The organism is Lentzea sp. (assembly GCF_035525475.1).
GTDB lineage: Bacteria > Actinomycetota > Actinomycetes > Mycobacteriales > Pseudonocardiaceae > Lentzea.
The window spans coordinates 1-26058 of sequence record NZ_DATLEC010000113.1 but is presented as its reverse complement, the minus strand read 5'-3'; the positions used below and the strand labels follow the sequence as shown (position 1 = coordinate 26058).

27 protein-coding genes are annotated in these 26058 nt (G+C 70.0%); 15 read left to right on the top strand and 12 right to left on the bottom strand.

Annotated elements, in window-relative coordinates:
* Positions 1-47: 47 nt before the first annotated feature.
* Both dapD and VM306_RS19970 read right to left on the bottom strand, forming a co-directional pair.
* Positions 48-1004, bottom strand: coding sequence for a 2,3,4,5-tetrahydropyridine-2,6-dicarboxylate N-succinyltransferase (gene dapD, locus VM306_RS19975; RefSeq protein WP_325517162.1), 957 nt, complete (start codon positions 1002-1004; stop codon positions 48-50).
* Between the two features lie 126 nt (positions 1005-1130).
* Entirely contained in the window at positions 1131-1544 is a 414-nt protein-coding gene (locus VM306_RS19970) for a hypothetical protein (RefSeq protein ID WP_325517160.1), read from the bottom strand.
* A gap of 59 nt (positions 1545-1603) precedes the next feature.
* Between VM306_RS19970 and dapE the strand changes: the two genes are divergently transcribed.
* From dapE to VM306_RS19955, 3 genes are read left to right on the top strand one after another with little or no spacing between them, the layout of a single operon-like run.
* Positions 1604-2671 (top strand): succinyl-diaminopimelate desuccinylase, encoded by a 1068-nt coding sequence (gene dapE / locus VM306_RS19965; RefSeq protein ID WP_325517158.1) that lies wholly within the window; start codon positions 1604-1606, stop codon positions 2669-2671.
* 17 nt (positions 2672-2688) lie between these two features.
* Entirely contained in the window at positions 2689-3465 is a 777-nt protein-coding gene (locus tag VM306_RS19960; protein WP_325517156.1) for a TIGR00730 family Rossman fold protein, read from the top strand.
* Entirely contained in the window at positions 3447-3998 is a 552-nt protein-coding gene (locus VM306_RS19955; RefSeq protein ID WP_325517154.1) for a TIGR00730 family Rossman fold protein, read from the top strand. The genes VM306_RS19960 and VM306_RS19955 overlap by 19 nt, the downstream gene beginning before the upstream one ends.
* Here VM306_RS19955 and VM306_RS19950 read toward each other — a convergent pair.
* Positions 3969-5021, bottom strand: a complete 1053-nt coding sequence (locus VM306_RS19950; protein WP_325517152.1) for a winged helix DNA-binding domain-containing protein — start codon at positions 5019-5021, stop codon at positions 3969-3971. The genes VM306_RS19955 and VM306_RS19950 overlap by 30 nt on opposite strands.
* A gap of 10 nt (positions 5022-5031) precedes the next feature.
* On the bottom strand, positions 5032-6525 hold the full coding sequence (locus tag VM306_RS19945) for a CocE/NonD family hydrolase (protein WP_325517150.1): 1494 nt from the start codon (positions 6523-6525) through the stop codon (positions 5032-5034).
* A gap of 117 nt (positions 6526-6642) precedes the next feature.
* Between VM306_RS19945 and VM306_RS19940 the strand changes: the two genes are divergently transcribed.
* Together VM306_RS19940 and VM306_RS19935 are read left to right on the top strand one after the other, a co-directional pair.
* Positions 6643-6981: a hypothetical protein gene (locus VM306_RS19940; RefSeq protein WP_325517147.1), complete on the top strand. Its 339-nt coding sequence runs from the start codon at positions 6643-6645 to the stop codon at positions 6979-6981.
* Complete coding sequence (locus VM306_RS19935; protein WP_325517143.1) at positions 6981-7892, top strand: glucosyl-3-phosphoglycerate synthase; 912 nt, start codon at positions 6981-6983, stop codon at positions 7890-7892. Before VM306_RS19940 ends, VM306_RS19935 begins: the two co-directional genes overlap by 1 nt.
* Here the strand turns inward: VM306_RS19935 and VM306_RS19930 are convergent.
* Genes VM306_RS19930 through VM306_RS19915 form a run of 4 tightly spaced genes read right to left on the bottom strand, consistent with a single transcriptional unit; the run spans position 7824 to position 12224 of the window.
* Positions 7824-9125 (bottom strand): amino acid ABC transporter ATP-binding/permease protein, encoded by a 1302-nt coding sequence (locus VM306_RS19930; RefSeq protein ID WP_325517140.1) that lies wholly within the window; start codon positions 9123-9125, stop codon positions 7824-7826. The genes VM306_RS19935 and VM306_RS19930 overlap by 69 nt on opposite strands.
* Positions 9122-10471 carry an ABC transporter ATP-binding protein/permease gene (locus VM306_RS19925; RefSeq protein ID WP_325517137.1) on the bottom strand — a complete coding sequence of 450 codons (1350 nt, stop codon included), beginning with the start codon at positions 10469-10471 and terminating at the stop codon, positions 9122-9124. Before VM306_RS19925 ends, VM306_RS19930 begins: the two co-directional genes overlap by 4 nt.
* A complete protein-coding gene (locus tag VM306_RS19920) occupies positions 10441-11064 on the bottom strand; it encodes a cytochrome d ubiquinol oxidase subunit II (protein ID WP_325517134.1) in 624 nt (207 codons plus the stop codon). Before VM306_RS19920 ends, VM306_RS19925 begins: the two co-directional genes overlap by 31 nt.
* Positions 11064-12224, bottom strand: a complete 1161-nt coding sequence (locus tag VM306_RS19915) for a cytochrome ubiquinol oxidase subunit I (RefSeq protein WP_325517130.1) — start codon at positions 12222-12224, stop codon at positions 11064-11066. Before VM306_RS19915 ends, VM306_RS19920 begins: the two co-directional genes overlap by 1 nt.
* 141 nt (positions 12225-12365) lie before the next feature.
* On the opposite strand from VM306_RS19915, the gene VM306_RS19910 reads away from it, so the two are divergent.
* Genes VM306_RS19910 through VM306_RS19890 form a run of 5 tightly spaced genes read left to right on the top strand, consistent with a single transcriptional unit; the run spans position 12366 to position 14592 of the window.
* Positions 12366-12704 carry a PadR family transcriptional regulator gene (locus VM306_RS19910; protein ID WP_325517127.1) on the top strand — a complete coding sequence of 113 codons (339 nt, stop codon included), beginning with the start codon at positions 12366-12368 and terminating at the stop codon, positions 12702-12704.
* Positions 12689-13366 (top strand): permease prefix domain 1-containing protein, encoded by a 678-nt coding sequence (locus VM306_RS19905; RefSeq protein WP_325517125.1) that lies wholly within the window; start codon positions 12689-12691, stop codon positions 13364-13366. Before VM306_RS19910 ends, VM306_RS19905 begins: the two co-directional genes overlap by 16 nt.
* Complete coding sequence (locus tag VM306_RS19900; RefSeq protein ID WP_325517123.1) at positions 13363-13662, top strand: DivIVA domain-containing protein; 300 nt, start codon at positions 13363-13365, stop codon at positions 13660-13662. Before VM306_RS19905 ends, VM306_RS19900 begins: the two co-directional genes overlap by 4 nt.
* Entirely contained in the window at positions 13646-14047 is a 402-nt protein-coding gene (locus VM306_RS19895) for an SRPBCC family protein (protein WP_325517120.1), read from the top strand. Before VM306_RS19900 ends, VM306_RS19895 begins: the two co-directional genes overlap by 17 nt.
* Positions 14047-14592, top strand: coding sequence for a DNA-3-methyladenine glycosylase I (locus tag VM306_RS19890; protein WP_325517187.1), 546 nt, complete (start codon positions 14047-14049; stop codon positions 14590-14592). Before VM306_RS19895 ends, VM306_RS19890 begins: the two co-directional genes overlap by 1 nt.
* Here VM306_RS19890 and VM306_RS19885 read toward each other — a convergent pair.
* Positions 14589-15374, bottom strand: coding sequence for an enoyl-CoA hydratase-related protein (locus VM306_RS19885; protein WP_325517118.1), 786 nt, complete (start codon positions 15372-15374; stop codon positions 14589-14591). The genes VM306_RS19890 and VM306_RS19885 overlap by 4 nt on opposite strands.
* Positions 15375-15384: 10 nt before the next feature.
* Complete coding sequence (locus tag VM306_RS19880) at positions 15385-16182, bottom strand: PaaX family transcriptional regulator C-terminal domain-containing protein (RefSeq protein ID WP_325517116.1); 798 nt, start codon at positions 16180-16182, stop codon at positions 15385-15387.
* Positions 16183-16391: 209 nt separating this feature from the next.
* On the opposite strand from VM306_RS19880, the gene VM306_RS19875 reads away from it, so the two are divergent.
* The 3 genes from VM306_RS19875 to VM306_RS19865 all read left to right on the top strand — a co-directional run bounded on the left by VM306_RS19875 (position 16392) and on the right by VM306_RS19865 (position 19845).
* Entirely contained in the window at positions 16392-16559 is a 168-nt protein-coding gene (locus VM306_RS19875) for a DUF3117 domain-containing protein (protein WP_065914675.1), read from the top strand.
* 156 nt (positions 16560-16715) lie between these two features.
* Entirely contained in the window at positions 16716-18167 is a 1452-nt protein-coding gene (locus tag VM306_RS19870) for a leucyl aminopeptidase family protein (RefSeq protein ID WP_325517113.1), read from the top strand.
* 79 nt (positions 18168-18246) lie between these two features.
* On the top strand, positions 18247-19845 hold the full coding sequence (locus tag VM306_RS19865; protein ID WP_325517111.1) for a hypothetical protein: 1599 nt from the start codon (positions 18247-18249) through the stop codon (positions 19843-19845).
* Here the strand turns inward: VM306_RS19865 and VM306_RS19860 are convergent.
* Positions 19827-20720 carry a LysR family transcriptional regulator gene (locus VM306_RS19860; protein ID WP_325517109.1) on the bottom strand — a complete coding sequence of 298 codons (894 nt, stop codon included), beginning with the start codon at positions 20718-20720 and terminating at the stop codon, positions 19827-19829. The genes VM306_RS19865 and VM306_RS19860 overlap by 19 nt on opposite strands.
* 52 nt (positions 20721-20772) lie before the next feature.
* On the opposite strand from VM306_RS19860, the gene VM306_RS19855 reads away from it, so the two are divergent.
* On the top strand, positions 20773-22068 hold the full coding sequence (locus VM306_RS19855; RefSeq protein WP_325517107.1) for an MFS transporter: 1296 nt from the start codon (positions 20773-20775) through the stop codon (positions 22066-22068).
* A gap of 1329 nt (positions 22069-23397) precedes the next feature.
* Here the strand turns inward: VM306_RS19855 and glgA are convergent.
* Positions 23398-24549: a glycogen synthase gene (gene glgA / locus VM306_RS19850; protein WP_325517105.1), complete on the bottom strand. Its 1152-nt coding sequence runs from the start codon at positions 24547-24549 to the stop codon at positions 23398-23400.
* Between the two features lie 88 nt (positions 24550-24637).
* On the opposite strand from glgA, the gene glgC reads away from it, so the two are divergent.
* Complete coding sequence (gene glgC / locus VM306_RS19845; RefSeq protein WP_325517103.1) at positions 24638-25852, top strand: glucose-1-phosphate adenylyltransferase; 1215 nt, start codon at positions 24638-24640, stop codon at positions 25850-25852.
* Positions 25853-26058 lie beyond the last annotated feature (206 nt).

Sequence of the window (26058 nt, the reverse complement as noted above, 5' to 3'; positions counted from 1 at the left end):
AGACCGGGCCCCGGACACCGAGCTCCCCCTCTGGAGGAGCTCGTCGCTCAGTCGTTCGCGTGCAACGCGGCGTTGAGCTCCACGCCGGTGCCCTTGCGGGGCTTCACCAGCACCGTTCCCGTGACGGAGTCCCTGATGAACAGCAGGTTCGACTGGCCGCTCAGCTCGACGGCCTTGACGACCTCGCCGCCGGGACCGGTCACCTTGGTGCCCGCGGTGATGTAGAGACCCGCCTCGACCACGCAGTCGTCGCCCAGGGAGATGCCGAGGCCGGAGTTGGCCCCCAGCAGGCAGCGCTCGCCGATGCTGATGACCTGCTTGCCGCCCCCGGAGAGGGTGCCCATGATCGAGGCGCCGCCGCCCACGTCGGAGCCGTCGCCGACCACCACTCCGCCGGAGATCCGTCCCTCGACCATGGAGCTGCCGAGGGTGCCGGCGTTGAAGTTGACGAAGCCCTCGTGCATGACCGTGGTGCCCGCTGCCAGGTGGGCGCCCAGGCGGACGCGGTCCGCGTCGCCGATCCGGACGCCCTCGGGGACCACGTAGTCGACCATCCTGGGGAACTTGTCGATCGAGTAGACCGTTACCGGGCCCCTTGGGCGGAGGCGGGTGCGGGTTTGTTCGAAGCCGTTCACGGCGCAGGGGCCGTGGTTGGTCCACACGACGTTCGTCAGCAGGCCGAACATTCCGTCCAGGTTCGCGCCGTGGGGCTTGATCAGGCGGTGGCTCAGCAGGTGCAGCCTCAGCCAGACGTCGTAGGTCGATTTCGGTGCTTCGTCCAGGTCGATTGCTACTCGGACGCCTACTACCTCTACGTCTCGTTCTGGGTCTTCGCCCAGGAGTTTCGCTGCTGCTTCTCCCAGGGAAATCGCGATCTCCGCTGACGACAGGCGGGTCGTGCCCAGATCGCCTGCGTCTTCCAGGACTGGGGACGGGTACCAGGTGTCTAGGACGGTGCCGTCCGGGGTCACTGTGGCCAGGCCGATGCCGTATGCGGTGCTCACCAGGGTGAGCCTAGTCCGATGGTTGTTCGGTGCGCGGGGCTCCGCCCCGGACCCCGTCAGCTGATCAAGGACCACCCCACCAGGCGGCTTTGTGAAGAGCGGCTCGGTTTCGCCGTCGCGTGCGTTTCAGTCCGGTACGTCTGCCGAGAAGTACAGCGTTCCCAGGTCGCCCCTTGTCGCTATCAGGGCCTCGTTGCACTTCGACTGGCGGGCGTCTGTGCTTTCGGCGTTGTCCACCTGCACTTCTCCGCACTGGTGCTCTTCGAAGTCGTTCGTCGCGGCTTTCAGGCGGGGGAGGACTTCGCTCACGTCCTGTTGGACGTGTTTGCCGTGTAGCGCGTTGATGAGGGTGTTGGTCATGGTGCCGACCTCGTCCACCCAGGCCGCGCACTCCGCTGGGGTGCCGCTGTGCTGGGAGCCGCAGGGGGCGGTGAACAAGGTGCGGATCTCGCCGCAGTGCACTTCGCACGCTGCTTGGGGGTCGCCGCAGGCTGTGGTCGTCAGCAGCAGGGTGATGACCAGGAGTGTGCGCTTGATCACGCTGCGCACGGTATCCGCTGAACGGTCTAGTGCCCAAGCCGGCTGGGTAGGGTGTGCTCGTGTCCGACACCCTTGACCTCTTCGCTGATCCTGTCGACCTGACTGCCGCGCTTGTGGATGTTCGCAGCGTGTCCGGGGAGGAGGCGGAGATCGCGGATCTCGTCGAGCGGTCGTTGCGGGTGCACGCGCCTCATCTGGAGATCACCCGTTCGGGGAACTCCGTGCTGGCTCGCACCGGGCTGGGGCGGGATCGGCGGGTCGTGCTTGCCGGGCACCTCGACACCGTGCCGATCAACCAGAACTTCCCCGGCCGGCGTGAAGGGGACGTCTTGCACGGGTGTGGGACTGTCGACATGAAGGGGGGCGACGCCGTCATGCTGGCTGTCGCTGCTCTCAGCCGGGAGGCTCGGCACGACTTGACGTTCGTCTTCTACGACTGCGAGGAGATCGAGGCTGAGCGCAACGGGCTCACTCGCATCCAGCGCGAGTCGGAGGAGTGGTTGCGCGGGGACCTCGCGATCGTGTGCGAGCCGTCCAACGGGACTGTCGAAGCCGGGTGTCAGGGGACCATGCGGATCGAGATCCGGACCCTGGGGAAGCGTGCTCACACCGCTCGGGCCTGGATGGGGCGCAACGCCATCCACGGGCTGGGGGAGGCGTTGCGGCGGCTGGAGGCGTACGTGCCTCGTCAGCCCGAGATCGACGGGTGCCGGTACCACGAGGGGCTGCAGGCCGTGAAGATCAGCGGTGGGGTCGCCGGCAACGTCGTGCCCGACGAGGCCGTGCTCACCGTCAACCACCGGTTCGCTCCCGATCGTTCCGTGGAGGACGCTGAGCGGCACCTGCGTGAGGTGTTCGAAGGCTTTGACGTCGTGGTCACGGACTTCGCGGCCGGTGCGTTGCCGGGGCTCGGTGCGCCTGCCGCGCAGGAGCTCATCGCTGCCGCTGGAGGGACGCCGGTGGCCAAGCTGGGGTGGACGGACGTGGCTCGGTTCGCCGCTTTGGGGATGCCCGCGGTCAACTTCGGGCCCGGCGATCCCACGTTGGCGCACACGCAGGAGGAGCACGTGGAGGTCCGGCAGATCACCGGGTGTTTCGACGTGCTTAAGCGATTTCTGCTGGACTGATCACTACCATCTCAGTGATGACGGAAGAGAAGAACGGCGTCGTGGACGAGCGCCCGCAGGAGAAGCAGCGTGGTCCCGTCGTCCTGCGCCGGGGGCGCAGGGACGAGCTCACCACCACGGACCAGCGGCTGCTGGACTCCCGTGGTCACACGGACTGGGTGCACACCGATCCGTGGCGGGTGCTGCGGATCCAGGCCGAGTTCGTCGAGGGTTTCGGTGCGCTGGCCGAGGTGCCCAGTGCTGTCACGGTGTTCGGGTCCGCGCGGACCGGGCGGGACCATCCCGAGTACCAGATCGGGCGCGACCTCGGTGCCGCGCTGGCGCAGGCGGGGTTCGCGACCATCACCGGTGGTGGGCCCGGCGCGATGGAGGCGGTCAACCGCGGGTGTTCGGAGGCCGGTGGGTTCTCGATCGGGCTCGGCATCGAGCTGCCGTTCGAGCAGGGGCTCACCCCGTGGGTCGACCTCGGGCTGAACTTCCGGTACTTCTTCGTGCGCAAGACGATGTTCATCAAGTACTCGCAGGCCTTCATCTGCCTGCCTGGCGGGTTCGGCACGCTCGACGAGCTGTTCGAGGCGTTGACGCTGGTGCAGACGAAGAAGGTCACGAAGTTCCCGGTCGTGCTGTTCGGGAAGCAGTACTGGCAGGGTCTCTACGACTGGATCAAGGCGTCGGTGCTGGAAGGCGGCAAGGTCGGCGAGAAGGACCTCGCTCTGCTGCACCTCACCGACGACATCGAGGACGCTGTGCGCGTGGTCAAGGAAGCGCACCAGGCATGGGCGGACACGCACTGATGTACATCGCTGTGTACTGCGGAAGTCTCGCGACGGTCCCGCAGAGCTACGTCGACCTCGCCGCCGAGGTGGGGCGTCAGATCGCCGTTCGCGGCTGGCACCTCGTGTGGGGTGGCGGGCAGACGTCGATGATGGGCGCGGTGGCGCGGGAGGCGCGCGCCGGCGGTGCGCACACCTACGGTGTCATCCCGAAGGGGCTGGCCACCAGGGAGATCGCCGACCGCGCGTCGACGGAGCTGCACGTCGTCGACACCATGCGCGAGCGCAAGAAGATGATGGACGACAAGGCCGACGCGTTCCTCACGCTGCCCGGTGGCATCGGGACGGCGGAGGAGTTCTTCGAGGTCTGGACGGCCGGTGTGCTGGGCATGCACGCCAAGCCGGTCGTGCTGCTCGACGTCGACAACCACTACAAGGGACTCGTCGAGTGGCTGACCGAGCTGCGGGACAAGGGTTTCGTCTCGCACGCCGCGTTGAGCTCGCTCGTCGTGACGGACGACGTGTCAGCCGCTCTTGACGCTTGCGTCGTCTAGTCCCTTGGCCTGAGCCAGGAACCGGGCCTCCGGCAGGAGATCCGGCAGCGGGCGGTACGGCGTCGCCGTCACCTCGAACCGCTTGCCGGACACCACCCTGCCCTGCCAGGAGCCCGCGATCTCGCCGTCCACCAGGACCGCCCCGCGCCGGCCGAGCACGCGGAAGACGTCCCTCTGCGCGGCCTTGTCCGGCAGCAGCAGGTCGCGGTCACGGGCCTGCAGGTACGGGTCGGTCGGCGGGAGCAGGCGGACGTCCGGCGGGTCGGCGTCGACGATCTCCACGTCCTCCGGCAGCCACGCCTTCCTGCCCTCGACGGTGACCTCGACCAGTCCTTCCGACGGCCACTGCTTCTTCATCTCGCGCAGCGTGGTGCCGAAGTAACCGGCCACTTCGGACGGTCCGGCGGGGCCGTGCAGCGTCAGGTACCGGTGGACCAGCTCGGCGAAGCCCGCGGTCTTGCGCGGCACGCCCGGCCAGCCGTGGACGCGTTCGAACGTCACGGTCTTGCACTCCGGCAGGATCCGCAGACCCGCCGGGAGCGCGCCGAGGCGGAAGATCGGGTCGCTGACGTGCTCGGTCTCGCAGCCGCGACAGGCCTCGATCGTCTGCTTGGGCGCCAACGGGGTCAGCGCCGCGCTCACCTCGCCCTTGGTCATCGGCTTCGTGACGATCGACCGCATGGCCGTCGCGATGTGCCGCAACGAGTCCAGCACGTCGTCGACCTTCGGGCGGGAGGCGCGCGCTCGTGCGTCGGCATCGCTCCACGGCCACAGCGCACGGGCGAACGCCTTCAGCTCACCGGCCCGGTGCAGGTGCGGGGCACCGCGCACGGACCAGGTCAGGACGAAGTCGTCCACCTCCGGCTCGGCCAGGCGGGCGGCGAAGCTCAGCAGCGCGGAGCCGGAGGTGTTGTCCTGGACGCCCAGGGACAACACCGCCAGCTCGGCCGCGTCACTGGTCCGCCGGTCCAGCTCGTGCTGGTGGATCCGGTGGCGGAGCACCTGTTGCCGGGTGAGGTCCACCCGGACATTCTTACGCCTTCGGAACCGTGAGGCTCGACGGTCCGAAGGTGACGGTTGAGCCACGCGTGGATTCGGCCAGGTAACGCGGGTCCACCGTGTCGATCACGAGCGCCAGCCGGTTGCCCGCGCCGACGTTCCACACCGTCGGCTCCAGCTCGACGTCGAGCGTCTGCGCGCGGCCCGCGCCGGTCACCTTCACCGGTTTGTGCGTGACCAGCGCGCCGAGGCCCAGCGGCCCGACCTCGTACAGGTACGCGAACAGCGTGGTCGTCTCCGCGCTGGGCGTGACCTGCAACCGGAGCTTCGGCGTGCCTGCGAGGGTCGCGCCGCTCGGGTACCGCGGCCCGCTCCACACGCCGGCGACGTTGCGGTCGACGAGCGGTAGCGAGACCCCGGTGGGGATGTTCAGGAACCCTTGCAGCGCACCGGAGAGCAGGATCGTGCCGCTGTCGGCGACGGTGTTCCAGCCGGCGGTGATCCGGCTGCCTCCGAGCTGGACGGTGTCGGCGTTGCCCTCCGGCCACGCGCCGAACTTCTTCCACGCGCCACCGTTGTTGGGCTTGAGCTGCACCGGCGGTTCGGCGTCGATGCCGTTGGGCGTGCCCTTGACGTAGCGGTCGAACCAGCGGCCGACGGACTCCCAGATCTCGTTGGGCAGCCCTGCCGCGCCGAAGAGCTCGGCGGTGGCGTGGTCGCCCGGTGAGAGCATGAGCCGCTTGGGGCCGGTGAGCCTGCCGTAGAAGTCCGCGACCTGGCCCGGCGCGAACATGCCGTCGTTCCAGGCGTTGCCGATCATGATCGCGGTGCCGTTGGCGTTGATCTCGTCGATCCTCGACGCGGCCGAGCGGCCGGCGGAGATCGGCACGACCTCGGAGAACCTGCCGTCGCGGTAGGCGTCCTCCGCTTCGTCCAGGACGGGTCCCGGACGTCCGGTGGCGTGTCCCGCGGCCAGCAGGACCTCGACGGCCTGCTTGTTCACGGTGCTGTTCGGGTAGAGCGACCGGGCGAGGTCGGTCCACGTGCTCAGCGCCGCCGCGGCCTTGACGCGCTTGTCGGTGGCGGCGGCGAGCAACGACTGCCCGGCGCCGTAGGAGATCCCGGCGACGCCGACCTTGGCGCCGTCGGCGTGGGCGTTCGCGATGGCCCAGTCGATGACCAGGCTGACGTCACCGACGGTGTCGGGCCCGGCGATGTCGATCTCGCCGCCGGAGTCCCAGAAGCCGCGGCTGGTGTAGCTGACCACGACGTAGCCGGACTCCTTGGCGAGCTTGGCGGCGGCGCCGACGTACTCGATGTTCGGAACCGCCCAGCTGGACGGCATGACGAGCAGCGGGAACGGGCCGCCGCCGATCCCGGTCGGCTCGACGACGAAGGCCTTCAGGGCGGTGCCGCCGACGCCGGGGATGGACTCGTAGGAGATCTGGTGTCCGGGAGCCGCGAGGGCGGCCGGGGCACCGAGCAGGGTGGTGAGGAGTGCCAAGATCAGAACAAGTGATCGTCGCACGCTGGTCCTCCTTGACCATGACGTAGATCACACAGGGTTGTTACCCAGGAGTTAAGCAGGTTGCTACTCGTGGGTAGCAAGAGGCTGTGAGTCAGGTCACTGTCTAGGCTGGATGGTGTGAACCGATTCCGCGTCAGTGAGCTGCCGACCGACCGCGTGCTGGTGATCGCCTGCCTGACCAGCGCGGACGCGGTGGCGCAGGCTGTCGCCGACGGCGCGGACGTGATCGAGTTCGACGGCGAGCTGGAACTGCCGCCGCTCGGCGAGGCGGTGGACGCGGTGACGATCCCCTCAGGGGACGAGGACTTCACCCTCGCGGCTGCGACAGTGGCCGCGATGTCCGGAGCACGTGCCGTCCGCGCGTCGAACGTGCGGCAGGCGAGGAAGGTCGTGGAGATGGTCGCGAGTGTGACGGGCACCCGTCCGCCGGCCCGAGCGGTGCGGGCGCTGGCCTGATGCTGCCCGCCGTCGAAGCCTGGTTCTCCTCGCACACCTGGCAGCAGCCGTCGTGGACGCCCGCCGAACTGGTCGCGTTGAAGCGCGGCCGCACGGTGTCGGTGGTGCTGCCCGCGTTGAACGAGGAGGAGACCGTCGGCGACGTCGTCTCCGTGGTCCGGCCGTTGCTCGGGACGCTCGTCGACGAGCTCGTGGTGATGGACTCCGGGTCGACCGACCGGACCGTCGAGGTCGCCGCAGCCGCGGGAGCGCGGGTGGTGTTGCGCTCCGACGTGGTGCCGTGGCTGGAACCGCTGCCCGGCAAGGGCGAGGTGCTGTGGCGGTCGCTGGCGGCGACCACCGGTGATCTGGTCGTCTTCCTGGACTCCGATCTGGTGGAACCCGAGACGGCGTTCGTCACGGCGTTGCTCGGACCGTTGCTGCTCGACGCCGACGTGCACCTGGTGAAAGGGTTCTACCGGCGGCCGTTGCGGCTGGAGAGCGGCGGCGGCGGCCGGGTGACCGAGTTGGTGGCGCGACCGTTGCTGAACACGTTGCGGCCGGAGCTGTCCGGTGTGGTGCAACCGCTCGGCGGTGAGTACGCGGCGACCCGGTCCTTCTTGGAGTCCGTCCCGTTCGCGGCCGGGTACGGCGTGGAGATCGGGCTGCTGCTGGACGTGCACCGGATCCACGGGCTGTCCGCGCTGGCCCAGGTGAACCTCGGTGTCCGCAAGCACCGCAACCGGTCGTTGCTGCAGCTCGGCGTGATGTCCTCGCAGATCATGGGAACGGCGCTGGCCCGGTGCGGTGTGTCCGCCGACGCCGGGCCGCTGACGCAGTTCGTGCAGGTCGGCGGCGAGTGGCTACCCGACTCGACCGACGTCCTCGTGGCCGATCGGCCCCCGATGACGCACGTGGTCGAAGAGCGCTAGCTGTTCCCCGCGGTGGGTCACGACCAGCGCGGTGCCCTGGCAGTGGCCGAGGACCGCGGCGAGCACGCGATCCGCCTGCTCGGGGTCGAGTCCCTCCGTCGGCTCGTCGAGGAGCAGGACCTCGGGGCGGGCCAGCACCGACCTGGTCAGGACCAGGCGCTGCCGCTGACCGCCGGAGATCTCCTCGCCGCGCTCGCCGACGACCTGGTCCCAGCCGAGGTCCAGCTCGGTGATCCGCGCTGCCCGGTCGAGCTCGTCCTGGGTGGCGTCGGGCTTGGCCAGCAGGACGTTGGTGCGGACCGTGGTGTGGAAGACGTGGGCGTCGGCGAGCGCGCCCTTGCTCGGTTCGAGCTGGTGGGCGATGGCGTTGAGCAACGTGGTCTTGCCCGCGCCGCTCGGGCCGACGATCGCCGTTTTGCCTTGCAGCACAGGGGTTTCCGTGAGGTGAGGCGGCTCCGGTTCGTCGGTGGGTTCCGGGGTGTGCCTGGTCGTCGCGGCCAGCGGGATCGTGATCTCGAACGTCGCGATGGCGGCCATGACCAGCCATGCGGGCTCGCCCTGGGCGAGCAGGAGCAGTGCCGTGCCGAACTGCACGGCGATCGCCAACGGGGTGAGGTCGCGGGTGCGTTCCTTGCGGGACAAGGTCTTCGCGGTCGCGGTGGCTTCGGAGACCTTGTCGTCGAACAGGCCGTAGGCGATCAGTTCTTCCTTGCTGTGCACCAGTTCGGTGGTTTGTTCGGTCAGTCTGGCGCGCAACGGCGTGAGGTCCTGCGGCTTGCGCAGCGCGAGCCAGGGGAGCAGGGCGAGGGTGATCAGCAGACCGGCGATGAGCGGCAACGAGAAGCCGGAGGCGACCACGACGACGGCGCTGACGAGCGCCGCGGTGATCCACGGCAGGGTCGTGCGGAGCTTGGTGTCGAGGTGCTGGTCGACGTTCGTGACGATGCGGGTCAACGCCGTGCCGGAGGGGATGTGCCTGCGGTGCACGAGGTCGTCGTAGACCCGGCCGCGCAGCTCGACGGCCTCGCTGAGCACGGCCTCGTGGCTGGTCAGGCGTTCGAGGTAGCGCAGAGCGCCCTTGGCGAGGGCCAGCGTGCGGACCGCGACGATCGCCACGGTCAGCGCCTGCATCGGAGGATGCCCGGCGGCGCGCATGATCAGCCAGGTCGCCGTGGCGGTGAGTCCGACGCCCGCCAGTTCGGCCAGCACGCCCACGAGGATCGCGAGTCTCACACCGTCACCACCCTGTCGACCTCGGTCAGCAGCGCCGGCCTGTGCGCGACGATCACGGCGGTCCTCCCCCGGGTGAACTCCCTGGCCGCGGCGAGCACCAGGGACTCGGTCTCCGCGTCGAGGTGCGCGGTGGGTTCGTCGAGCAGGAAGAGCCCTGCCCGCTGCCGTTCCAGCGCCTTGGCCAGCGCGACCCGTTGCTGTTCGCCGGACGAGAGGTTCGCCGGGACGAGCGTCGGTCGTTGCGGCACCCACGCCAGCGCCTCCAGCCACTTCGTCCTGTCGATCTCGGCCAGGTCGACGCCGCCGACGAGCACGCGGCCGCGGTCCGGCCGCACGAAACCCAGCAGCAGCCCTAGAACCGTGCTCTTGCCCGCGCCACTCGGGCCGACCAGAGCGATCCGTTCGCCCGGCCGGATCCGCAGTGAGAAGTCGTCGAGGCTGCGCACCGAGACGTTCTCGAACACGATCTCGGCCTGACTGAGGTCCGGTGGTTCCTGGCCTGTGTGCCCGGTGGCGACGGGGAGTCCGGCGAGCACTTCACGGCCCTGAGCGCTCGCGTGGAACTGCGCACCGGCGGCTCGCAGCGGCAGGAACGCCTCCGGGGCCAGCAAGAGCACGAGAAGCGCGGTGTGCAGCGGCACTCCGCCGCCCAGCAGCCTCAGCCCGACCGGCACGGCGACCAGGGCCACGGACATCGTCGCCACCAGCTCCAGCACGAACGCCGACAGGAACGCGACCCGCAGCGCCGACATCGTCTCGGTCCTGTGCCGCGCGGCCAGCTCGCGGACCGTCGTGGACTGCGCCTGCGCCCTGCCGAACGCCCGCAGCGTCCCGATTCCCTTGACCACGTCGAGGAAATGCCCGCCCAGGGTGGCGAGCGCGTCCCACTGGCGAGCCGTCCGCTCACGGGTGTGCGCGCCGACCAGCGCACCGAAGACCGGGATCAACGGCAGCGTCACGAGGATCGTCACCGCGGCCGTCAGATCGGCGAACGCCAGTCGTGCGACGACCGCCGGCGGCACCGCCACGGCCAGGACCCGCATGGGCAGGTACCCGACGACGTACGGCGTCACGTCGTGCACGCCGCGGGTCACCAGCGTGGCGACCTCGCCGGCTCTGCTCCCCGGTGAGCGGAGGAACGCTTCCCTGAGCCGTGCGCGAGTGCGTTCGGCGGCCCGGTGAGCCCATTCCCGGTGGACCCACCAGACCAGCACGCGCACGCCGATGACCAGGCACAGCAGGAGGAACCCCGTGCCGCCGGCGAGCACGGACGCCAGGAGCTCGGCCTGCGCCAGCACCAGGAACGGGACCGGGATCAGCGCGAGGAGATGGCGACGATCGACCACTGCAACACCACCACCAGCGGGATGACCGGGACCGCGACCCACGCGAGCAGGCCGAGCGTGTCGGAGTGGGCCATCAGCCCGGTGACGTCGATCGAGCTGAACGCGAGCGGGATCGGCAGCGCGCAGAGCAGGGCGGTGAGCCCGGACACCGCCCACCGCCGGGTCTGGAACGCCCAGCCGTGCACCGCGAAGAGCACCGGCATCACCAGCGCCACGAACCACGGCGCGTCCAGCAGGTGTGCCAGGAACAGCCCCCAGCCCGCGGACACCATCAGCGCGCCCGTGAACACGAGCCACCACCACAACCGCAGCTGCACGGCCGCCATGAACAGCACGAGCCCGGCCAGTACCAGCGTGAACACCGAGTGCGCGCCGGACAGCAGCTCACCTTCGAGCCGCGGGAACGCCGCGAACAGCACCCCGATCGCGGCCACCAGCCACACCTCGTTGCCGAGGAAGAACGGCGTCATCCTCCCCAGGGCTTCTTCCCTGCGGCGGAACGGCAGCAGCAAGCCGGTGCCGTAGTCGAAGCCGGCCAGCGCGAAGTAGCCGGCGGTCAGCGTGCCGAGCACGACGAGCCAGAGCGTTTCCATCAGAGCGTCACCACCAACGGCGAGACAGGGGCGGGCGCCACGTCCGGGCCACGGCGGACCGCACGTGCGATCAACACCCAGTCGACGCAGGCCAGCAGCACGAACAGGGACGTGAACACGATGAGCGACAACAGGATCCGCGAAGCGTCCACATGCGACACCGCGTCCTCGGTGCGCAGCAGGCCGTAGATCAGCCACGGCTGACGGCCGATCTCGCGGAACATCCATCCGAAGATCGCGGCAGTGAACGGCAGCGGAATGCCGATCACCATGAGGTACAACGGGAAGCGCATCCGGATCACGGCGTCCTTGACCAGCAACGGCAGTGTGAGCCAGCTGATCACCGTCAGCGCCATCCCGATCAGGATCATGAACCCGAGCGGCGCGCCGATCCACGGCGCCGCCTCGGTCTTGTGCGGCTGGTACCTCGTCAGGACGGGGAACTGCGCGAAGCCGAACCCGATCAGCAGCGGAGTGGCGAGCGCGGTCGTGACCACGCCCATCCGCAGCGACCGCCGGAAGAAGTCGGCTTCGGGCGTGCGCTTGATGAAGTGGTAGGCCGATACCCCGGTCAGGAACACGCCGCCGGCCGTGATCGACGCGAAGACCACGTGCGCGAGCGCCGAGGTGAACGCCGGGTTGGTCAGCAGTGCGCCGAAGTCGTCCAGCCGCAGCACGTCCCCGTCGACCCGGTAGCCGACGGGGTTCTGCAGGAACCCGTTCGCCGCCATGATCCAGAACGCCGACGCGAAGGCCGTCAACGCGGTCAGGTAGAGCAGTGCGAGGTGCAGCCAGCGGTTCAGCCTGTCCCAGCCGAAGATCCACAACCCCAGGAACGTGGACTCCAGGAAGAACGCGACCAGCGTCTCCAGCGCGAGCGGCGCCCCGAACACGTCACCGGCGTAGGTCGCGAGACCCGACCAGTTCAGGCCGAACTGGAACTCCATCACGATGCCGGTGACGATGCCCAGCGCGTAGTTGATCACGTAGATCCGGCCCCAGAACCGCGTCATCCGCTCGTGCACGGGCGCGCCGGTGATCGTGAACCGCGTCTGCATGACCACCAGCAGGGTGACCAGACCCAGCGTGAGCAGCACGAACAGGAAGTGGAACGACGTCGTCGCCGCGAACTGGAGGCGGGCGAGGTCTACTGCGCTCATGGGTAGGGAAGCTATATGTAGCTGGCCTACTTATGAACGCTTCCGCGGCGATACCGGGGAGAACTCAGGGGCGTCCCCTACAGGCATCACGGGAAAATCCCGGGGCCGTCCGCGGTGCCCCGATCAGTAGAGTCGCTACTCATGAAGCCTGACGCGCTCCGCGGCCACCTCGACGCGTTGCTGCTGGCCACGCTCGACGGCAGGCAGCTGCACGGCTACGCGATCATCGAGGCGTTGCAGCAGGGCAGCGGGGGCGCGCTGGACCTCCCGACGGGAACGGTCTACCCGGCGTTGCGCAGGCTGGAGCGGGCCGGCCACGTCGCGAGCGACTGGAGCACGGTCGGCGGCCGCAAGCGCCGGACGTACCGGCTCACGTCGACTGGCCGCAAGGCCTTGCACGCGGAGCGCGCCGCGTGGCGCGAGTTCACGACGGTCATCGACGGGGTGCTGGGAGGGGGCGGCAAGTGGGCGCAAACGTGATCGACGGGTACGTGACGGACCTGGGGTCGCGGTTGCGGGGATCCCGCAGGCAGGTCCGCGACCTGCTCACCGAGACCCGCGACAGCCTCACCGACGCCGCGGAGGCCCACCTCGGCCGCGGGCTGACCGAGCAGGAGGCTCAGGAACGCGCCGTCGACGAGTTCGGCGAGGTCCGCGAGATCGCGAACGAGTACCAGGCCGAACTGGCCGTCGCCTACGGCACGCGCACGCTCGTCTGGCTCGCGATCGTCCTGCCGCTGATGCACATGGCGTGGGAGTACGGCCGGATGCTGCTCATCGGCCCGTGGCAGGACTTCGGCACGATGCCGCCGTCCTGGTACCTCGTCGTCGCCAAGGCCAACGACCTGACCAGCGGAATCGCGTCCGGCGTGGCGCTGGTCGCGCTGGTGCTCGGCCGGCTTGTCGCCCGCAGGTACGACACGAGGCTGCTGGCCAGGCTCGCCGCGTCGATCGCTCTCTGCGCCGTCGCCGCCGTGCTGCTGGGCAACGCGTCGATCATCCTGGCCACCGCGCACGTCGACCCGGCGCGGCTCGTGCAGTCCCTGCCGATGACCATCGCGAGCCTGGTCACCTGGATCGTGATCGTTCGTCTCGGTCTGCTCGCTCGCCGGTGCCTGAGCTGTGCCACGATCGTCGCGTGACCAACGCCCTTCTCTACCTGATCGTGATGGTGGCCGTCGCGGCAGTGGTGTTCCTGCTCGCGGCGTTGGTGTTCGGGCGCGGCGAGGAGCTCGCCCCGCTGCCGCCCGGCGCGTCGCCGACGCGGCTGCCCGCGGACGACCTCACCGCCCAGGACGTCCGCGAGCTGAAGTTCCAGCAGGTGTTCCGCGGCTACAAGATGAGCGAGGTCGACTGGGCGTTGCAGCGGCTCGCGACCGAGGTCGAGGTGCTGCGGGCACGCGTCGACGAACTGGAGAGCAGTGACCACCGAGCTTGAGCTGACCGTCGAGGTGGCCGCGCCGCCCGACACGATCTTCCGCGCCATGACCGACTGGGAACGCCAGTCGGAGTGGGTGTTCGGCACCCGCGTGTCCGTGGTGAAGGGTGACGGCAGGTCGGTCGGCAGCGAGATCGACGCCGTCACGTTCGGCGTCTCCGACCGCATGCGGATCACGCGCTGGGACCCGCCGCACGTCGTCCAGGTGCTCCACCTCGGCCGCGTCGTCCGCGGAACGGGTGTGTTCGCCGTGCGCGGCAGCCGTTTCGTGTGGACCGAACGCCTCGACGTGCCGTTCTTCTTCCCGGTCGTGAAGCCGTTGTTCGTGCTGGTGCTGCAACGGTCGTTGCAGAAGTTCGCCCGGTTCGCCGAGGAGTACCGGTGATCATCCGGTGCCCGTGGGGCGACTCGACGCCGGACTACGCCGACTACCACGACACCGAGTGGGGCGTGGAGCTGCACGGCACGCCCGAGCTGTACGAGCGGATGTCGCTGGAGGCGTTCCAGTCCGGCCTGTCGTGGATCACGATCCTGCGCAAGCGCCCGGCGTTCCGCGCGGCGTTCGGGGACTTCGACCCGTTGCTGGTGGCGGAGTTCGGACCGGCCGACGTGGAACGGCTGATGGCCGACGCGGGCATCGTCCGCAACCGGCTGAAGATCGACGCCGCGATCCACAACGCCCGCGTGATCACCGAGCAGGACGTCGATCTCGACGCGCTGCTGTGGTCGTTCGCGCCGGAGAAGCACAGGCGCCCGAAGACCATCGCGGACGTTCCGGCCATCACGGACGAGTCCAAGGCGATGGCCAAGGAGCTGAAGCGCCGCGGCTTCAAGTTCCTCGGCCCCACCACGTGCTACGCGCTGATGCAGGCCACCGGCATGGTGGACGACCACATCTCGACGTGCTTCCGCGCTGAACGGCGGGGCTAGCGGCCGGTGAACTTCGGGGCGCGCTTGGTCACGAACGCGTCGACGGCCTCGCGGTGGTCCTCGGTCGCCCCGCAGTCGGCCTGGGTGCGGCGTTCGGCTTCGAGCGCGTCCTCCAGCGTCCCGTCCGCGGCGGCGGCCAGCGCTTCCTTGATCTTCGCGTACGCCGTGGTCGGGCCGGCGGCGAGGCGGGCGGCCAGCGCGTGCGCCGTCGGCAGCAGCTCGGCGTCCGGCACGACCTGGTTGACCATGCCGATCCGCAACGCCTCCTCGGCGCCGACCGGCTGGGCGAGCAGCATCATCTCCATCGCGCGGCCGTGGCCGATCAGCCTCGGCAGCGTGTACGACGCGCCGGAGTCCGCGGTCAGGCCCACGTTCGCGAACGCCATCAGGAACTTCGCCGACTCGCCCGCGACGCGCAGGTCCGCCGCGTAGGCGAAGGACGCTCCCGCTCCCGCCGCGCTGCCGTTGACCGCGGCGATCACCGGCTTCGGCATGCCGATCAGCTCGCGCACGATCGGGTTGTAGTGCTTCTCCACGGTGTCGAGCGGCGCGGGGTCACCGGCCTGCAGCAACCCGATGTGCTCCTTGAGGTCCTGGCCCGCGCAGAACGCCCTGCCCGCGCCCGTGATCACCACCGCGCGCACCGAGGCGTCGGCCGCCGTCTCCCGCAGCGCGACGAGGAACGACTCCTTCAGCGAGGTCGTGAAGGCGTTGAACGACTCGGGGCGGTTGAACGTGAACGTGCGCACACCATCGGCGTCGTCGACGAGGAGCTCGGACACTGGACCTCCATCAAGCAGTGGAAACGTTGCGCACCGGCCGCAGGCACTCGTCGACGAAACGGCTCGTGCCCGGCGCCAGCCGCAGCGTCTGTTCGTCGAAGAACGACGCTGCCGCGTGGCCCGGCCAGTCCGGTGGCAACAGTTCAGCAGGAAGACCGGGATCGCGGAACAGGAACTTCCGCCACGCGTGCAGCAGCTGCTGGGAGGCGGCGAACGCGGCGGCGTCGTCTGTTTCGTCCACAACGGACACCTGCTCGTGCCAGTGCGCCACGAACGCGGCGTAGTCGCGGCCCAGCCCGGCCAGGTCCCAGGCCTTCTCCGCGAGCTCGGCGTCCTGACCGTCGTGTGAACCGTGAAAAGTTCGTGCGAGGACCTCTTCCGCGGCCAGCACGTCGCCCAGCTCCGGGGACGGCCGGGGAGCGATCCACGTCACAGGACCGAGCGCGCCGTAGCCGAGCAGTTGCAGCGAGGAGGCGAGGTGGTCGCGCGAGTCGCGGCCGGGCAGCTCCTCCAGCACCACCACGTGCCAGCGACCGTCCCACGTGGACGGCCGGGTGCGGTAGATGCGGGCAGCGGCCTCGTCGAGCCTTCGGTCCCCGCGAGGTGTCATCGCGTAGCCGGGCCCGTCGGGCAGCCGCACGGGGTGCAGCCAGCCCTGCCGGACGGTGCGCGACACGGCCGTGCGGACGGCCGGCGCGGCGAAACCGAGGGGGTCGAGGAGCCGCACGAGCGCGGCGATGGTGGCGGCACCACCTCGTTCGCGCAGGTGGCCGCCGTAGACGTCGAAGAGCGCGGAACGGGCTCGCACCCTGCCCAGTCTGTCACGCCGCCCCCAGCTGTGCCGAAAGTGTTGCCTTGTCGTGAAAACGGGTATTGATCAGGGACAAGTCAAGATCGGCAACTGTCACCCGAACTCGCCAAAAGATCGGTTCGGTTTCGCCCCTGAGTCGCGATAGGGGAGAATGGAGCAGATCCGGCCTGGCCGGACGGGGAAGATGTTGACGGAGGGAGCACGCGATGGCGGCCATGAAGCCCCGGACCGGCGACGGTCCCCTCGAGGTCACCAAGGAGGGACGCGGCATCGTCATGCGCGTGCCGCTCGAGGGTGGTGGGCGCCTCGTCGTCGAAATGTCGGCGGACGAGGCCAGCGCCTTGGGCGACGCGCTGAAGGCCGCCGCCGGCTGAGGCATCCCGGCGAGGAAGAAGTAGCGCCCCGGTTTCCACAGTGGAGACCGGGGCATCGCTTCGTTCCGGCACGGTGGCGGGACAGCCGTCTGAGGCCCGGAACACCGGGGCGGACGCCGGCGGTCGCGGCACTGAGGTCAGAATGAACGGTCGTTAATGCACAGGGGAGGTCCAGCCGTGGCGTCGACGGTTCCGTCAGTGCCCACCAAGCTCGTGGACGTCGAGGTGGCCACCACCGCGCGCCGCGCTGTCCCGACGGTCGTGCTCGCGGCCACCGGGCCGGCACTGGGACCGGGCGGCGACGGCATCGACGTCTCCGACCTGACCGGCAAGGCCGGTGAGGCGGTGCGCCACGACGAGACCTGGACGCTCGGCGTCGGCACGGGCACGCTCGCCGACTACCGCACGGCCGGGGCGTCCCTGGTGCGCGCGCTGAGCGGTGACGACGCCCCCAGGACGGCGGACGTGCTGCTGACCCCGGACTTCGACGCCGAGAAGGTGCGCGCGTTCGTGCTGGGCGCGGCGCTCGGCGGTTACCGCTTCAAGGTCACCGGCGAGGAGGCCCCGAAGCGCGTCGGCTCTCTGCGGCTCGTCACCGGCGACACCGGCTTCGAGGAGGTGCTGACGTCGGCCGCGCTCAAGGCCCACGCGCTGGCCACCGCCACCTCGCTCACCCGCGACCTCGCCAACACCCCGTCCAACGTCAAGGACCCGCACTGGCTCGCGACCACCGCCGCCAGGCTCGCGGAGAAGGTCGACGGTCTGTCCGCCGTCGTGCGCGACGAGAAGTGGCTGCGGCAGCAGGGCTTCGGCGGCGTGCTCGCCGTCGGAGGCGGCTCGTCGCGCCCGCCGCGGTTGGTGGAGCTGACCTACGGCACCACCGGCCCGCACCTGGTCTTCGTCGGCAAGGGCATCACGTTCGACACCGGCGGCATCTCCGTGAAGCCGGCCGACGGCATGCACCTGATGCGCACCGACATGGCGGGCGGCGGCGCGGTGATCTCCGCGCTCATCGCCGTGGCCCGGCGCGGGCTGCCCGTCAGGGTCACCGGCCTGGTGCCGTGCGCGGAGAACCACCTGAGCGGCTCGGCGTACCGGCCCGGTGACGTCGTGCGCCACTACGGCGGCGCGACCACCGAGGTGCAGAACACCGACGCCGAGGGCCGCATGGTCCTGGCCGACGCGATGGCGTACGCCGTGCGGAACCTGAAGCCGGACCTGCTCGTGGACATCGCGACGCTGACCGGCGCCATGAAGGTGTCGCTCGGCCTGCGCACGGGTGCCGTGCTCACCTCGTCCGACTCGCTGGCCGCCCAGGTCGTCGGGGCGGGCTCGCGCGTCGGCGAGAAGTGGTGGCGGATGCCGCTGCTGGAGGAGCACGCCGACGCCGTCCGCAGCGAGATCGCGGACTACAGGCAGTGCCCGCCGGGACCGGGTGGCATCACCGCGGCGCTGTTCCTGCAGAAGTTCGCGGGCGACGTGCCGTGGGCGCACCTCGACATCGCGGGACCGGCGCGGTCGGAGAAGGTCTACGACGAGGTCGTCGCGGGTGCGACGGGCTTCGGCGCGCGGACGCTGGTCGAGCTCGCGGAGCACTACTCCGACTGAGTCCCTCCGATCCGCCCATCCGGGACGGGTCCGTTTCGCGGCATCATGTGAGCGCCACCACACCGCGAGGAGCGCTCCCGTGATCGTTCGCCTGGTCGTCGCCCTTGTCCTGTTAACCGGCGCGCTGACACCCGCGTCCGCCGCGACGCCGTGGTGGGAACCGGTGGCACGACCAGCGGTGGACTCGCAGATCAACGTCACCGGCGAGCCGTTCAAGGGCACCGACGAGCAGGGCAGGGTGCGCGGGTTCGTCGACGCGCACAACCACCTCATGACCAACGAGGGGTTCGGCGGCCGGCTGATCTGCGGGAAGCAGTTCTCCGAGCTGGGCGCCGCGGACGCGCTGAAGGACTGCCCCGAGCACCACCCGGCGGGGATCGGCGCGATCTTCGAGGCGATCGTGACGGGCGACCTCGACGGGCACGACCCGGTGGGCTGGCCGACGTTCCGCGACTGGCCGTCGTACACGACCGTCTCGCACCAGCAGAACTACTACGCCTGGCTGGAGCGGGCGTGGCGCGGCGGGCAGCGCGTGCTCGTCACCGACCTCACGAGCAACGCCGAGCTGTGCCTCATCCACCCGTTCAAGGACCGGCCCTGCGACGAGATGACGTCGGTGCGGCTGCAGGCCCAGCGCACCTACGAGCTGCAGGCGTTCGTCGACAGGGTGTTCGGCGGGCCGGGCAAGGGCTGGTTCCGCATCGTCACCTCGTCCGAGCAGGCGCGGGACGTGGTCGCGCAGGGCAAGCTCGCCGTCGTGCTCGGCATCGAGACCTCCGAGATCTTCGGCTGCCGGACGCTGCTCGACATCCCGTTGTGCGGCCGGGGTGACATCGACCGCGGCCTGGACGAGGTCTACGCGCTCGGCGTGCGCAGCGCGTTCCTGTGCCACAAGTTCGACAACGCGCTGTGCGGTGTCCGCTTCGACTCGGGCACGCAGGGCGGTGTGATCAACGCGGGCCAGTTCCTGCGCACCGGGCAGTGGTGGCAGACCGAGCGGTGCGAGGGCCCGCAGCAGGACAACCCGATCGGCACCGTCGGCCCGAACGCGCTGATCCCGCCGGGCGTCGTCGCGCCCGTCTACGACCCGGCGAAGCGGTGCAACGTGCGCGGCCTGACGTCGCTGGGCGAGTACGCCGTGCAGGGCATGATGCGGCGGCACATGATGATCGAGATCGACCACATGAGCGTGAAGGCGGCCGGTCGCACGCTGGAACTCGCCGCGCAGGCGCGCTACCCCGGCATCCTGTCCAGCCACAGCTGGATGGACGCGCAGTGGACCGAGCAGGTCTACCGGCTCGGCGGGTTCATCGCGGGCTACGAGAACGACCCCGGCGGGTACGTGGCGCAGGCCGCCGCCGCGGAGCCGTTGCGCCGCCGGTACGACGTGGGCATCGGGTTCGGCTCCGACTACAACGGCGTGGGCTCGCACCCGGCGCCGCAGACCGGCGTGACCTACCCGTTCCGCAGCTACCCGGACGGCCCGCTGGTCGACCGGCAGCGCACCGGCGAGCGCGTCTGGGACATCAACACCGACGGCGGCGCGCACATCGGCCTTCTGCCGGACTGGGTCGAGAAGGTCCGTCAGCTGGGCGGCGACCAGCTCGTGCGGGACATGCTGGGCGGCGCCGAGTCGTACCTGCGGACGTGGTCGGGGTCTCAGGCCTGGACGCCGTGAGTCCGCAGCGCGTGGTCGCGGAAGGCCCGGACGGCGGGCGGCAGCGGGTGGTCCCTCAGCCACGCCAGCCCGAAGACGCGGGCCGACCGCGGCGTCAGCGGTAGTTCACGGAGCCCTGGAGGCGGGGTGGTCTCGGCGTGCGTGAGGATCGCGACGCCGAGCCCGGCGGCGACCAGGCCGCGCACGGTCTCGATCTCCTGGCTCTCGAACGCGATGCGAGGGGTGAGACCGGCTGTCGCGAACATGTCGTCGGTGATCTGCCTCAGGCCGTAGCCGTGCTCCAGCAGGATGAGGTCCTCGTCCACGAGGTCGGAGAGCCGCACGACCTCGCGGGAGGCCAGCCGGTGCGCTGCCGGGGCGACGACGATCAGCTCCTGCTCGAAGATGACCACCGACTCGACCTCCGGTTCGTCCGGCGGCGGTGCGACCAGGGCGAGGTCGATCTCGCCCTGGAGCAGCCTGTCGACCACGGTGTAGCGGGCGTTCTGGACCAGCCCGAACCGCACGTGCGGGTGCTCGGCGCGGAACCCGCGGACGAGCTCGGGCACCACGGACCGGCCGAGCATGTGCAGGAAGCCCAGCACGACACGGCCCTTCTCCGGGTCGAGCTCCTCCTCGACCTCGCGCAGCCCCGGTTCGAGGGCGGCCAGCGACCGGGTCGCGGCCTCGGCGAGGAGACGGCCGGCGCGCGTGAGCCGGACCCGGCGGCCGGTCCTGGTGATGACCGGTGCGCCGAGCTGGTCGCCCATCTCCGCGAGCCAGCGGCTGACGGTGGGCTGGGGGAGCCCGACGCGTTCGGCGGCCCTCGTGACGTGCTCGTCGGCGGCAAGCGCTTTCAGCACCGCCAGCTTCGGAGCCAGCTCCAATTCATCCACGAATTGATTCTGACGCATTTCCGTATTGGACGTATGGCTTAGCGTCGAAGGCGTGAACAGGTTGACCGCGTCCATCGCCGCTTCGGGGTTCGCGTGCTTCGCGTTGCTCTACACGCCGCAGCCCGTGATGCCGCAGATCGCCGAGGAGTACGGGCTGGGGCCGGGCGGTGCGTCGCTCGCGCTCTCGGCCGCGACGCTCGCGCTGGCCGTCGTGGTCGTGCCGATCGCGATGCTGTCCGAGCGGGTGGGGCGCCGGCCGGTGATCGTGGTCAGCGTGCTGGTGGCGGCGCTGCTCGGGCTCGTGCTGCCGTTCGCCCCGGACTACGAGGTGTTCCTGGTCCTGCGCGTGCTGCAGGGCGTCGCGGCGGCCGGGGTGCCCGCGGCGTCGATGGCCTACCTCGCCGACGAGCTCGGCAAGCAGCGGCTCGGCGGCGCGATGGGCGCGATGATCGCCGGCAACAGCCTGGGCGGCATGACCGGGCGGCTGGTCACCGGCATGAGCGCGGACTGGCTGGGGTGGCGCGGGTCGGTGCTGCTCGCCGGCGTGTTCGGGCTGGCGGCGGCGCTGGTCGTGGTGTTCCTGCTGCCCAGGGCCCAGGCGAAGCCGAAGCGCGCGCCGCGCGGGATGAAGGCGGCGTTGCAGGACCCGGTGCTGCTTTCGCTGTACGCGGTGGCCGTGCTGCTCGTCGGTGCGTTCATCTCGTTCTACAACGTCGCGGGCTTCCAGCTCACCGGCCCGGTGTGGCTGGAGACGCTGGTGTTCCTGTTCTACGGCTTCGGCAGCACGTCGGCGGCGTTCGCGGGCAGGCTGGCCGACCGCTACGGGCGCGGGCGCGTGCTGTTGATGTGCATCGGCGTGCTGGCGTCCGGCGCGCTCGCGAGCCTGCTGTGGGTGCCGCTCGGCCTCGCGGTCGTCACCGCCGGGTTCTTCGCGGCGCACGCCACCGCCAGCGGCTGGGTCGGCGCGCGGGCACCGGAGCACGCCCGCGGCCACGCGTCCGGGCTGTACCTGTGCGGGTTCTACGTGGGCAGCAGCATCGGCGGCACGTCCGGCAGCACCTCGTACGAGGAGTGGGGCTGGGGCGGGCTGGTGCTGGTGGTCCTCGGCTGGCTGGCGCTCGCCGCGATGCTCGCGCAGAACTCGAACGCGCGGGTGAAGCGGGAGTCGGCGGGCGAGGTCCCGCCTCAGAAGTCCAGCGGGAGGGTGATGCGCGAGTCGACCGGTGAGATGGCCGTCGCGCCCAGCCGCGGCAGGTCCGGCCTGCCCTCGACCACGCCGACCGAGACCGAGCGGGTGTCCGCCGGGACCTCCACCACGATCGCGAACGGCAACGGGCCGCCGTCGTAGCGGGCGCCCACCTGCCGGGCGGTGGAGCCGTCCGGCAGTGTGACGGTGATCAGGTCCTTGGTGAAGACGCCGCCCGCGGTGTCGGGCAGGTTGCCGGTCGCCTCGACGCGGACCTCGAGCAACGCCTTGTCGGGCCCGGAGATCGTGGCGACGTCGTACTGGCTCTCGCCGAGCTTGACCGGGCGCTGACGGCCCAGCCTGACGCCGGTGATCTTCATGCCGAGCTCGCGGTCGCCGAAGCGGATCTTCTGGGTCGGCTCGGTGAAGTGGGCGGGACCGGCGGCGCGCTGCAGCACGTGCGGAGCGTTGTCGGAGCGCTTGCCGGACGGCAGCTCGGCGCGCTGTTCCAGCGACTTGGCGCCGAGGGTGCCCAGGGCGAGCGACTCGGTGCCCTCCTGCGGGTCCGGCACCGTGTAGACGACGAAGACCGAGCCGTTGGCGGGCAGGCGGTCGGCGGGCAGCACCTGGCGCTTGCCCGGCACCTCCAGCGCGAGCTCGGACGGCTGCGGGGCGAACCCCTGCCAGTTCGTCCGGTGGAAACCGCTGTCCGTCTCGTTGAGCTTCTCGACCTTCATGCGCACGACGCGCAGCCGTGAGCCGGTCTCCGCGCGGACGGTGCCGTCGGCGGTGAACCAGATGTCCGGGTTCGCCCAGGCGGTGACGGCCGTGGTGAGCAGGTCGTCGCGCAGCTTGACGTCGACGTCGCCCAGGCCGAGGTCGGCGTTCGTGCGCTTGCCGTCGTCGGGCAGCACGGCGAGGAAGTCGCGTCCGGCCGTGAGGTCCTGCTGCTTCGACGGGTCGAACTCCCTGCCGTCGGTGCGCACGAGCGTCCCGGACGGCGTGCTGCGGTTGCCGTTCTCCGGCACCTGCGGCGACTGCACCTCGTAGCGGACCTCGTCGTCGTTCTTGGTGACTTCCTTCATCGGCACGGGCACCCAGTCGGTGCCGGCTCCGGTGCCGGGAACCTGGACGGGCCCGCACCACAGCCGCTTGTCGACCTCGGACTCGACGCCCGTCTTGGAGAACCAGCAGCTGACCGCCGCCGCGCCCGCCCTGGCCACGTAGCCGTACTCGAGCGTGTAGGCCAGCTGCGCCTCGGCCTGCGCCTGCAGGTCCGAGGCCTCGGCGAGCTTCAGGCCCCCGACGGTGAGCTGCACGGCCGCCGGCTGGGCGGCGGGAGCTGTGGCGCATCCAGTCACCGCAAGCAGGACCGTCAGACCCAACAGCGCACCACGCACAGTCCTCGCGCCCCTCACCAGATGGATCGACAACGTCACTACTGGTTAAAGGCGGCGTTCACACGTCGGGGTTGCCCTGAAGGAGTGTGACTCAGATCACGCGACGATAGACCTCGACCGTCTGCTCGGCCATCGTGGACCACGAGAAGTCCTGCTCAGCGCGGGTGCGCCCGGCGGCGCCGAAGCGAGCCGCCCGGTCCGGGTCTGTGATCAACTCGTTGATGGACTGGGCCAATTCGAGTCGATATGTCGACAAGTCATGCTCGTCGTAGTGAACGAGAAGACCGGTCTCGCCGTGCACGACGACCTCGGGGATGCCGCCGACGTCGCTCGCGACGACAGCCGTGCCGCACGCCATCGCCTCCAGGTTCACGATGCCGAGCGGTTCGTAGACCGACGGGCAGACGAACACCGTCGCGTGGCTGAGGATCTGCCGCACCTCGGCGGGCTGCAGCATCTTCTGGATCCAGAACACGCCGGGCCGCGCCTCAGCGAGCTCGCTGACCGCCTGCCGGGTCTCCTCGGCGATCTCCGGCGTGTCCGGCGCGCCCGCGCACAGCACGATCTGCGCGTCCGGCTCGATGTGGTGCGCGGCCGCGACGAGGTGACCGACGCCCTTCTGGCGCGTGATCCTCCCCACGAACGCCACGACCGGCTTCTCCGGATCGATGCCGCGGGAGGTGAGCGCGTCGGTCTCGGTGACCGGGTGGTAGGCCGTGGAATCGATCCCGTTGCGCACCACGTGGACCTTCGCCGGGTCGAGCGAGGGGTAGGCGTCGAGCACGTCGGCCCGCATGCCCTCGCTCACGGCGATGACCGCGTCGGCGTGTTCGTAGGCGGTCCGCTCCGCCCACGACGAGATCCGGTAGCCGCCGCCGAGCTGCTCGGCCTTCCACGGCCGGCGCGGCTCCAGCGAGTGCGCCGTGACCACGTGCGGGATCCCGTGCAGGAGTTTGGCCAGGTGACCGCCCATGTTGGCGTACCAGGTGTGCGAGTGCACGAGGTTCGCGGTGGACACCGCCGCGGCCATCTCGAGGTCGACCGCGAGCGTGGTCAACGCCGCGTTCGCCTGCTCCAGGCTGTGGGGTGGGTTGTGAGCCGTGGCGTCGGATCTGGGCGCACCGAAGCAGTGCACGTCGACGTCCACGAGCTCGCGGAGATGAGGCACGAGGAATCCCACGTGCACGCCAGCGCCGCCGTAAACCTCCGGCGGGTACTCCCGGGTCAGAAGCGCAACTCGCACGGATCCACCGTAGATCACAATGACGCCCGTTGGGACAAACCGCTTTGCGTCTGGTTCAAGAACGATCGCACGGATAGGGTCACATGCTGTGAAGGGGCAGCCGCACGTTCTCGGAATTGTGCTCGCCGGTGGTGAGGGCAAGCGCCTGTGGCCACTGACGGCCGACCGCGCGAAACCGGCTGTGCCCTTCGGGGGCAACTACCGGCTGGTCGACTTCGTGCTGTCGAACCTGGTCAACGCGGGGCTCGCGAAGCTCTGCGTGCTGACGCAGTACAAGTCGCACTCGCTGGACCGCCACATCTCGACGACGTGGCGCCTGTCCAATGTGCTCGGTCAGTACGTGACGCCGGTCCCGGCCCAGCAACGCCTGGGCCCGCGCTGGTACACGGGTTCCGCCGACGCGATCTTCCAGTCGCTGAACCTGGTCCACGACGAGAAGCCCGACCACGTGGTGATCTTCGGCGCCGACCACGTGTACCGGATGGACCCCGGCCAGATGATCTCGCAGCACGTCGAGTCGGGCGCGGCCGTGACCGTCGCCGGCATCCGGGTGCCGCGGAACGAGGCCAAGGCGTTCGGCTGCATCGACAGCGACGCCTCAGGCAAGATCACCCGGTTCCTGGAGAAGCCGTCCGAGCCGCCGCACGTGCCGGACGACCCGGACGTCACCTTCGCCTCGATGGGCAACTACGTCTTCACCACCGAGGCGCTGCTGGACGCTCTTCGCGGTGATGCGCTGAACCCCGACTCCGATCACGACATGGGTGGCGACATCATCCCCATGCTCGTCGACCGCGGGAAGGCGCACGTCTACGACTTCCAGGACAACGAGGTTCCCGGGGCGACTGATCGGGATCGCGGGTACTGGCGGGACGTCGGGACGATCGACGCCTACTACGACGCGCACATGGACCTTGTTTCGGTCCATCCGATCTTCAACCTGTACAACCAGTTGTGGCCCATTCGGACCGCCACGCCCCCTATGCCTCCCGCCAAGTTCATCGCCGGGGGGTCTGCTGAGGATTCGATGGTCGGGCCGGGATCGATCATCTCCGGGAAGATCCACGGGTCTGTGATCTCGTCCGACGTCACTGTCGAGGTCGGGTCTGTGGTGCAGGGGTCCGTGCTGTTGCCCGGGGTTCGGATCGGCAAGGGCGCTGTTGTTCGGCGGGCCATTTTGGACAAGAACGTCGTTGTGCCCGATGGGGCTTTGATCGGGGTCGACGCTCCTATGGATCGGGAGCGGTACACGGTGTCCGCTGGTGGGGTGACCGTGCTGGGGAAGGGTGTTCGGGCTTACTGATCTTGTCGGACCCCCTGAGTAGGTTGAGTTGTAGGGGTTCCCAGGTCGGGGGGACGCCTGCGTCAGCGTGCCCGCCGGGTCGCGGGCGTGCGGTCTCTTTGCGGGCGGCCTGTTCCTGTTGCGTGCTTCCACCCAGGGGCTCTGCCCCCGGACCCCCGGCAATCTGATCGGGGGGACCGCGCCGCTCGTGGGTTGATGGCACGCCT